This is a genomic window from Alkalihalobacillus bogoriensis ATCC BAA-922 (assembly GCF_000621445.1).
Taxonomy (GTDB): domain Bacteria; phylum Bacillota; class Bacilli; order Bacillales; family Bacillaceae_F; genus Bacillus_AO; species Bacillus_AO bogoriense.
This window is the reverse complement of the sequence record NZ_JHYI01000019.1, coordinates 125,783-133,559: the sequence shown is the minus strand read 5'-3', so window position 1 is coordinate 133,559 and position 7,777 is coordinate 125,783. Positions and strand designations below refer to the sequence as shown.

Genomic DNA, 7,777 nt, shown 5'->3' with positions numbered 1-7,777 from the left:
ATGTTCAATAGGGAGTTGCTTTTTTCAGGTGGCGACATACCCACTTCTGTATATTTATATAAATCAAATTTCTTTTTTCTTCCAATTGCAAACAGTTATCATTTGATTTGAACAATTCAATTGGGACTACTCCAATTAGCCAGTTATTATTACGTGAAAACAGTCTTCCCTTCTGCTTTTAAATTTTTGTAAGACTAATGACCAACATTAAAACGATAAAAAAGTATACTGCTGAAAAAAATACTTTTTTATTTACTTTTGTGGACCCATTGTATTTTTTACTCTCTGATAAAATGCACAAAAATATTAATAGACCCATAATACCCACTAGCAAAATAGTCAAAGGCTTTCTAGGTTGAAATATGTCAGGATAAGTCGGGATAATTATAGCAACTGCGAGCCCGTATACTACCATTACTACCCACAATAAGAGATTTTTCTTATCTATTTTTTTTTTCATCTCTTCCTCCTTAAGGTTTAACTGTGCCTAAATTAATTACATCTATCTAGGCACAGTTACATTTAATTATTATCGCCAAAACCTACTATCATTAATTAAGTTATTAATAAAATTGTTAATTCTCATATTGATATTAAATTTTATTTCCTCTATTTTATTTCGAATTGTTTCAAACATTTTTTTAATCTTATTATCTGGATGTTTTTCATCGTTACCCCAATAAATTATATCTTTAAAAAGGTTAGCAACAATATTAGTTATTGCTGTAATATAACTTTCATCTAGAAAGTTACCTATATTTATGGATGGAATATCTAATAATTTCTTTCTATAATTTTTCAAGAGTGGTCCTAACAGTGTTCCTGCAATTGTACCTGCAAAAAAATAAATAAAGAAATCTGTCCAAGTTGCAATTCCTTCATTAAAATATGTCGCTCCAAGACCCGCGAAACCAAAAGTAGTTCCACTAGCAAGCCAAAGTCTCACACCTGATAGTATATTTGACAGCCCAAGAGTTATCACTGCTGCTAATCCATTGAATAAAGCATTCGTTAGCATGTTACGAATATTAAGTTCTCCTCCAAAAAAGGTAAAACTAAATATTTCAACAAACATAGAAGCCAGAGCAGTTACACCAAAAGTTTTACCCATAGTTAAAAACAAAGCATTAGCTGAAGCCACAAATGCTTTTATACCACCTGCAATCGCAGCACCTATCGCTGAAAAAGTCAAAGCACCTAAAAAGCTGAAATTGTCTGTACCGGCATATAGGAGTGCATAAATCGCACCACCAATAACAGCACCAACAGCTGCAACAGCTGCGACAATGAGTCCTGCCATACTAGTTACAACTATGAGGGCTATTAAAGCGATAACTGCCACTACGATTAAGACAGCTGCAATGGTAAGAATAATATCTTGCACTAATGGCGATAGTGAATTCCAGCCATCTATAATCCATTGGTAAATAGCCGAATTAATCTCTACTATCTGTGTTACAAAGCTCAATAACGGGTCGATAACATTTGTTTGAATAAAATCTAATGCAAGAGCTGCAAGGATATTGGCGATAAGTTCTCTATGATCCCATAATGTTTGGATCCCTTCAATAAAATCATAGATTGGTTGGAGTTGGCTGTCAATCCATCCTGAGAAAAGATCACCAATCCCTTCCCATCCACCTACTGCATCCCATAGATCAAGAAAGTCTTTAATCCAATCGCTTATTCCTGAATTGTTTAATCCACTCTCTAACCAATCAGTGATGGAATCAAACCCTCCCGTTAACCACTCCCAAAAGCTAGGTGTACCTGGGGTATTTGGGTCGTTAATTCCAGGACCATTTCCAATATTCCCATCCCATCCAACGGGGGTTCCACTATAATAATCACTAGGTTCAAAGTCAGCAGATTCTAATACATTTCCATCATAGTCGTATTCTGATAATTGCCCATATACTTGACCTTGAGGTGTAAATAAGGAAACGACTACCATAAGAAGGATGATTTGAATCCCTATTTTCACATTAAGTTGAAACTTCAATCATACACCTCCCTACTTTACCGCTTTAATTACAGGAGATTGTCATATTTCTTGGCATTTTAATACTTGCCGATGCTCTTGCTTCTACGTTATTTTCTCCATTTTCAGCCATATCCGGAAAGAAAACGAGATGTGGCTTTTTTTCTACTTCTACATACACATGAAATTGTTCATTATAGGGAAACGCAATGCGAAGTTCTTCTTCAGCACCATTTGTTTCCGCATAATATCTTGCCGCTTCTTGAACCCTGTCTAAATTGTCTGTTATTTCGTTACAAACCATCCAGTTCACTTCAGTGTCTGTAAAGAAAAAGCGTAATGCACGATTTGCATTCACTTCGACATCATGACCGCGTATCCATTGTCGCAAATCATTTGGCATGGGACCATTAAACCCTGAAAGTAAAGTAGAAATGACAGAATTAAAGATGGCTTCCACATCAGGTTCCTCTCTATCTTCCTCATCAAGTTCTTCTTGCTCTGCCTCATGTTCTGCTATTCGATTAGCGACTAATAAGTTTACTAGAGCCCTCAAGTCATCCATTTTTTGTTGGACTTCTGTTCGAAGTCTTGCATCATAAATTTGATGAGCTTCGTTTGCCGCTGCTAAAGCAGCAGCATCGGCTCCTGTTTGACTTCCTCTTTTTGCTGCAAATGCAGAAAAGAAATCAAAAAAGATAAATGTGACAACAATCGTTGCAAAAAGTAACCCCATAATGACGAGCGTAGTATTTCCTCTTTCATTTGTTACTATTTTCTTCATCATTATGGGGCCTCCTCCAACGGCATCGTTGCGTCAGACGTAATTGTATAGTTTCCCGCACCAATAAAAGGGAGTTGCACGACAGGAACACGAGTCGTTACTGAAACCGTCACTTCCGCACCATAACTACCACTGCTTTCTGTTCGGGTAACATTCGTAACATCCAAGCCAAAAGCAGAATTATTTACCGCTTGATTATAATCATCATGAACGGCGGCGACCCTTGCCCCGTCTCGTGCTGCTGCTTCAGTTACAACTACAGAATACGCAATGAGCGCTACTTGCCAAATAAACAATAATGCAAAAATAATCAGAGGGAACACAGCTAGAAATTCTATCATCTGTGAACCCTTTTCATTATGGATGTATTTCTTTATATTCTTCATCCTTTATCACCTATTACGAGTAGCGTATTAACCTTCTCCTCCACCAGTAGCTCCTAAGCTCTTAATTAGGTTCGATAATGTTTCCGACACTGCACCTCCAATATTTTCGTCAGTGCTTAAGGCTGTTGCAACGGCTCCTAAAACTGCGATGACTACAATTCCTAGAGCAATCCATTCAATTGCTTGAGCACCTCTTTCATTTTTTACATACTGACCAATGAAGTTTTTGAACTTCGTTAACATACTCATCTCTCCTTTTAATAATAATTTAGTTTTATAACTCCCTAAATCATCCGAAGAATACATTTAATCCGAATGCTTCAGGGTTATAAATGAGATTTAAAAATAGTAAACCAATAATTAAGAAAAATACGGAAGGTGCAACTAGAAACGTCGTAACAAGTGTAATTTGCGGACTTGCTTTTGCTGCTTTTTCTTTTGCTCTAAAGCCACGCATTGACCGCAAATCATCTGCTTGTATTTTAAACGTTGTAGAAACAGGTACACCTAAGGCTGTTCCCTGTATTAAAGAATTAACTAGTATTTCTAATTCACGAGATGTATTTCGGTTTAATAAATTTTGATATGCAATCTTTCGTGTTACACCTAAATCAATTTCACGACTAAACCGTTGGATTTCTTCACTTAATGGCCCTTCCATTTGATTTGATACTTGTCTTAGTGCTGTATCTAAACCAACACCTGCTTGAAGGGTAACACTGACAGTATCTAAAAAGTCAGGCATCGCTTCACTAATTAATTCCTGCCGTTCTCGCGCTTTATACCAAATCCAAAAGTTAGGAAAGAAGAAAGCGAGATACGGAGTTGTAATAAACAACAACAATCCAAATGGCATTCCGATAATCATATACAGCCATGTAAAAATAAAGAAGGTGAAAAAAAGAACGTATCTCAACCCGTAAAATCCATCTAAACTTAGCTGGAATGGGTTCCCTGAACGGTCTAACATAACTTTATCATTTTCTTTTGTGAACAAACGGTATTTCGCTGTAGTTGGTGCAACATATTCTGCTGCTCGTAGAAACGGTTTCCATAAACGTTCTACAATATTTCTTTTTTCTTTTTTTAAAGTTTTATATTTTAATAGCTTTACTAAATTATCTTTTTTAGCTATTGTTAGCCAAATATAAATGAACCCTATAAACAGGGACAGCAATACTAAAGCAATGAACAATAACGTTAGAAATACAAATTTCGCCCCCATTTTGTCACACCCTTATTTTCGTTATTTGTCGAATGATTAAAAATGAAGCTACTTGAATTGCAAGGAAAATAGCTAATAATATCATACCGAACAAAGAAAAGAGTGGATTTAAAAACCCTGGAATGATTAAATTCATCATAAGGGCCATTGCTAATGGAAGTACTGGCAAAATAATAGAAACAAACTTTGATTCAGCAGTTACTGTACTCACTTCTTTATTGACCCTTGCACGTTCTTCTAATGTTTCAGCCATAAGAGACAAAATTTCAGCTAAATTTCCGCCCACTTTTCTTTGTATTAAAATTGTACTTACAAAAATCATTAAATCTTTACTATCCACCCGATCCCTAAACCGGGTCATCACCTCTTCAAAGTCATCCCCAAATTGTAGTTGTTGAACCATAGTTTGGAACTCTGGGCCTGCTGGTTCACTAATTTCTCTAGCAACCATTTCCATCCCTTGAGGAATCGTTAAACCCGCTTTAACGGAGTTACTTAACATTCTACAAATTTCAGGTAATTGTTTATTCACTAGTTCAGTTCTTTTATTTTGTCGAGAGTTCAAAAAGAACTTCGAGCCAACCCATACAACCAAATAAGATACGATTAAAGATAAAAGAAAGACGAGCTGCATGAAATGGTAGCCTATAAATACCATTGTTAAAAATAACAATAAACAAGTCCCCGCGTACTCAGAAGGTTTTAATTTCAAATTCGCTCGAGTAAGCTTAATACTTAAATCTTGAGCAAACTCGGATTGGTCAAACTTATCTCCAATTCCTAATATAAAACTTTTACGTACTTTCGAATTTTCATTTTCAAACCAGTTTTCTACCCGCTTCGTTGTTTTTTTCATACGAAAGCTTTGGATGAGATAAAAAACAAAAGCGAAAAAACAGACGATTGAACTTGTAAGTGATAATAAAGCCATATTCATAGCACAATACCTTCTTTGAACATATATTCATTTAAACTAAACCCACTAGTACGAATTTTTTCATACACTGTAGGAACATATCCTGTAGCTAAAAAATGACCTTTAATATTCCCTGAGCTATCTGTTCCTTCGCGTACAAATTTAAAAATATCTTTAACAAAAACACGACCATCTTCTTCGACGATTTCTGCAATACTCACGAGTTTTCTTTTCCCATCTGGAAGCCGCTCTGATTGAACGATGATATCAAGGGCTCCCACAAAATATCCTTGAATAACATCTGGAGTCAGGGGCAATCCCGACATAATGACCATTGCTTCTAAGCGACCTAACGCATCTCTTGGTGTATTTGCATGGATTGTAGTTAAAGAACCTTCATGACCAGTATTCATCGCTTGTAACATATCAATGGCTTCTGAACCACGAACTTCCCCAACAATAATTCGGTCTGGCCTCATCCGGAGTGCATTTTTCACTAAGTCACGAATTGAAACCTCACCAGAACCTTCCATATTTTTAGGCCTCGCTTCCAAGCGAACGAGATTATCGTATGTGAATCGTAATTCTGCCATATCTTCTATCGTTACAATTCGTTCTCCTGATGGAATAGCACCCGAGAGCACATTCAATAATGTTGTTTTTCCACTTCCCGTTCCACCAGACACTAAAATATTACATTTCGCTTTTACGATTGCCGTAAGAAACTCAGCCATTTCTTCAGTAAATGTACCAAATTGTTGTAAATCTGCTATCGTAAATGGAGTTGGATTAAATTTACGAATGGATATAGATGGACCGTCTAGACTAATTGGTGGAATAACAGCATTTACACGACTTCCATCTGGTAATCTCGCATCCACCATTGGCGAACTTTCATCAACACGCCTTCCTAAAGGAGCGATAATTCGATCGATGATATGTCTGACATGCTGATTATCTTTAAATTTGACGTTTGTCTTCTCTAAACGCCCTTTTCTTTCAATGAAAATCTCTTTTGGTCCGTTTACCATAATTTCTGTTACATCATCACGCTGTAATAACGATTCAAGCGGTCCGTATCCAACTGATTCATTTATAATCTGTTGAATGATTTGTTCCATATCTTGTCTAGGAATAATTACTCGTTCTTCCTCGATCATTTGCTGAACCATTCTTTCAATTGTCAACCGTCTTTCACTTGCAGGTAAGGCGATAATCGTTTCTAAGTCCGATTCTTTAATGATTCTTCCTTTATAATGACGAACCCAATGGTCATGCTGTTGGTCTCTAATATCCCAATTGTCATCAATCATTCCTGTTGTTTGCTTTGACGCTCGTTCTAACCATGACACATTTCATCACCTCTCTTTTAACACCTTTTCAGCATATCTTTTTACGTCTTTCATCACGTTAGAAGATAGTTTCTCATTTCTTTTCGAAATAAAAGGAACACCCATATTGATTGCTGGTTGGACTGAAAAAAAGTCAGCGCGAATTTGAGCTTTTATTTTTGTATCTAATAGTTTACTAATATCATTATCTGTTAATTCACTCTTAGAGTGAGTTCGATTTAAAATTAATGACATTTCCCCTTTACTTCCAAGTTGAAAGCGTTGGAATAGTTTCAAAGCCTCTCGATAAGACCGTAATGACAAGCTATCCGGTGTCAAAACATAATGAATACGTGATGCTTCATTTAAACCAGTAAAACTAACAGAATTGACTCCACTAGGAACATCTAACACTACTTCATCAAAATGAGTTTGACATGTTCGAATCACAGCGGAAATTAGTTCTTCATTTATTTCTTCAGCACGCTGTGGGTTAGCAGGACCTAATATAAGCGTCAACCCTGTTTTACTTTCAGTTACGGCAATATTTTCAATATGGTTAATTGATAATTCTGCTAACACTGGTCTTAAATCATAATATGACCGTGCGGGTTCAATACTAAATAGGGCTTCTACTCCCCCAAACTGTGCATTCAAATCAATTAAAGCAACTTTTTTATCGTGCTGAACTTGTAAATATTGAGCAAACATGGATGCTAAAAGTGTTTTTCCAGTTCCCCCTTTGGCACTATAAAAAGCATGTACATTCCCTTTGCCAAACAAATCTTTAGATTTTCGTTGTTTAGCTCGCAGTTCTTCTATTGCAGAAAAAATTTCTTGTTGGAATAATTCTCGTTCATCTGGATAAACAAATACATTCGTCATTCCTTTTCTTAAGAAAAAACGAGCTTTTTCATAAGATTTTTCTGTTAAGAGAACATAGATTATTGCAGGTTGAGGCAAAGCTTCTTTATCAATAGCGTATGCAGCAGATTCATCGAAAATAAATACGCTATATGTATAACCTTTATTAAAAGACGATGTAAATTCAGTCTCTACATCACTTTCGATTTCTTCAATCGCTAAAAGATGCTGAACATCCATAATTAGTTCATCTTGATTAGATATAATTAAAGCTTTACTATTTTCCACTG

The 7,777-nt window shown here is 36.0% G+C and carries 9 protein-coding genes; all 9 read right to left on the bottom strand.

The features are described 5' to 3' along the window. Window positions 1–178 precede the first annotated feature (178 nt). A complete protein-coding gene (locus T323_RS0109830; RefSeq protein WP_026673125.1) occupies window positions 179–460 on the bottom strand; it encodes a hypothetical protein in 282 nt (93 codons plus the stop codon). A gap of 69 nt (window positions 461–529) precedes the next feature. Then, window positions 530–2,002, bottom strand: a complete 1,473-nt coding sequence (locus T323_RS0109825; protein ID WP_026673124.1) for a hypothetical protein — start codon at window positions 2,000–2,002, stop codon at window positions 530–532. Window positions 2,003–2,027: 25 nt separating this feature from the next. Continuing rightward, window positions 2,028–2,768, bottom strand: a complete 741-nt coding sequence (locus T323_RS0109820; protein WP_026673123.1) for a pilus assembly protein TadG-related protein — start codon at window positions 2,766–2,768, stop codon at window positions 2,028–2,030. Then, window positions 2,768–3,151 carry a TadE/TadG family type IV pilus assembly protein gene (locus T323_RS26470; RefSeq protein WP_035178353.1) on the bottom strand — a complete coding sequence of 128 codons (384 nt, stop codon included), beginning with the start codon at window positions 3,149–3,151 and terminating at the stop codon, window positions 2,768–2,770. Before T323_RS26470 ends, T323_RS0109820 begins: the two co-directional genes overlap by 1 nt. 27 nt (window positions 3,152–3,178) lie before the next feature. Continuing rightward, window positions 3,179–3,394, bottom strand: coding sequence for a Flp family type IVb pilin (locus tag T323_RS0109810; RefSeq protein ID WP_035178352.1), 216 nt, complete (start codon window positions 3,392–3,394; stop codon window positions 3,179–3,181). A gap of 46 nt (window positions 3,395–3,440) precedes the next feature. Next, on the bottom strand, window positions 3,441–4,376 hold the full coding sequence (locus T323_RS26465) for a type II secretion system F family protein (protein WP_035178351.1): 936 nt from the start codon (window positions 4,374–4,376) through the stop codon (window positions 3,441–3,443). A gap of 4 nt (window positions 4,377–4,380) precedes the next feature. Next, window positions 4,381–5,313, bottom strand: a complete 933-nt coding sequence (locus T323_RS0109800) for a type II secretion system F family protein (RefSeq protein WP_026673121.1) — start codon at window positions 5,311–5,313, stop codon at window positions 4,381–4,383. After that, a complete protein-coding gene (locus T323_RS26460) occupies window positions 5,310–6,644 on the bottom strand; it encodes a TadA family conjugal transfer-associated ATPase (protein WP_245613707.1) in 1,335 nt (444 codons plus the stop codon). Before T323_RS26460 ends, T323_RS0109800 begins: the two co-directional genes overlap by 4 nt. Before the next feature lie 6 nt (window positions 6,645–6,650). After that, window positions 6,651–7,775, bottom strand: a complete 1,125-nt coding sequence (locus tag T323_RS0109790) for a CpaE/TadZ family protein (protein WP_169737888.1) — start codon at window positions 7,773–7,775, stop codon at window positions 6,651–6,653. Between the last annotated feature and the right edge of the window lie 2 nt (window positions 7,776–7,777).

Bases quoted from the DNA above. Each gene is read 5' to 3' on its own strand.
- T323_RS0109830 (WP_026673125.1), bottom strand. From the start codon at position 460: ATGAAAAAAAAAATAGATAAGAAAAATCTCTTATTGTGGGTAGTAATG.
- T323_RS0109820 (WP_026673123.1), bottom strand. From the start codon at position 2,768: ATGATGAAGAAAATAGTAACAAATGAAAGAGGAAATACTACGCTCGTC.
- T323_RS26470 (WP_035178353.1), bottom strand. From the start codon at position 3,151: ATGAAGAATATAAAGAAATACATCCATAATGAAAAGGGTTCACAGATG.
- T323_RS0109810 (WP_035178352.1), bottom strand. From the start codon at position 3,394: ATGTTAACGAAGTTCAAAAACTTCATTGGTCAGTATGTAAAAAATGAA.
- T323_RS26465 (WP_035178351.1), bottom strand. From the start codon at position 4,376: ATGGGGGCGAAATTTGTATTTCTAACGTTATTGTTCATTGCTTTAGTA.
- T323_RS0109800 (WP_026673121.1), bottom strand. From the start codon at position 5,313: ATGAATATGGCTTTATTATCACTTACAAGTTCAATCGTCTGTTTTTTC.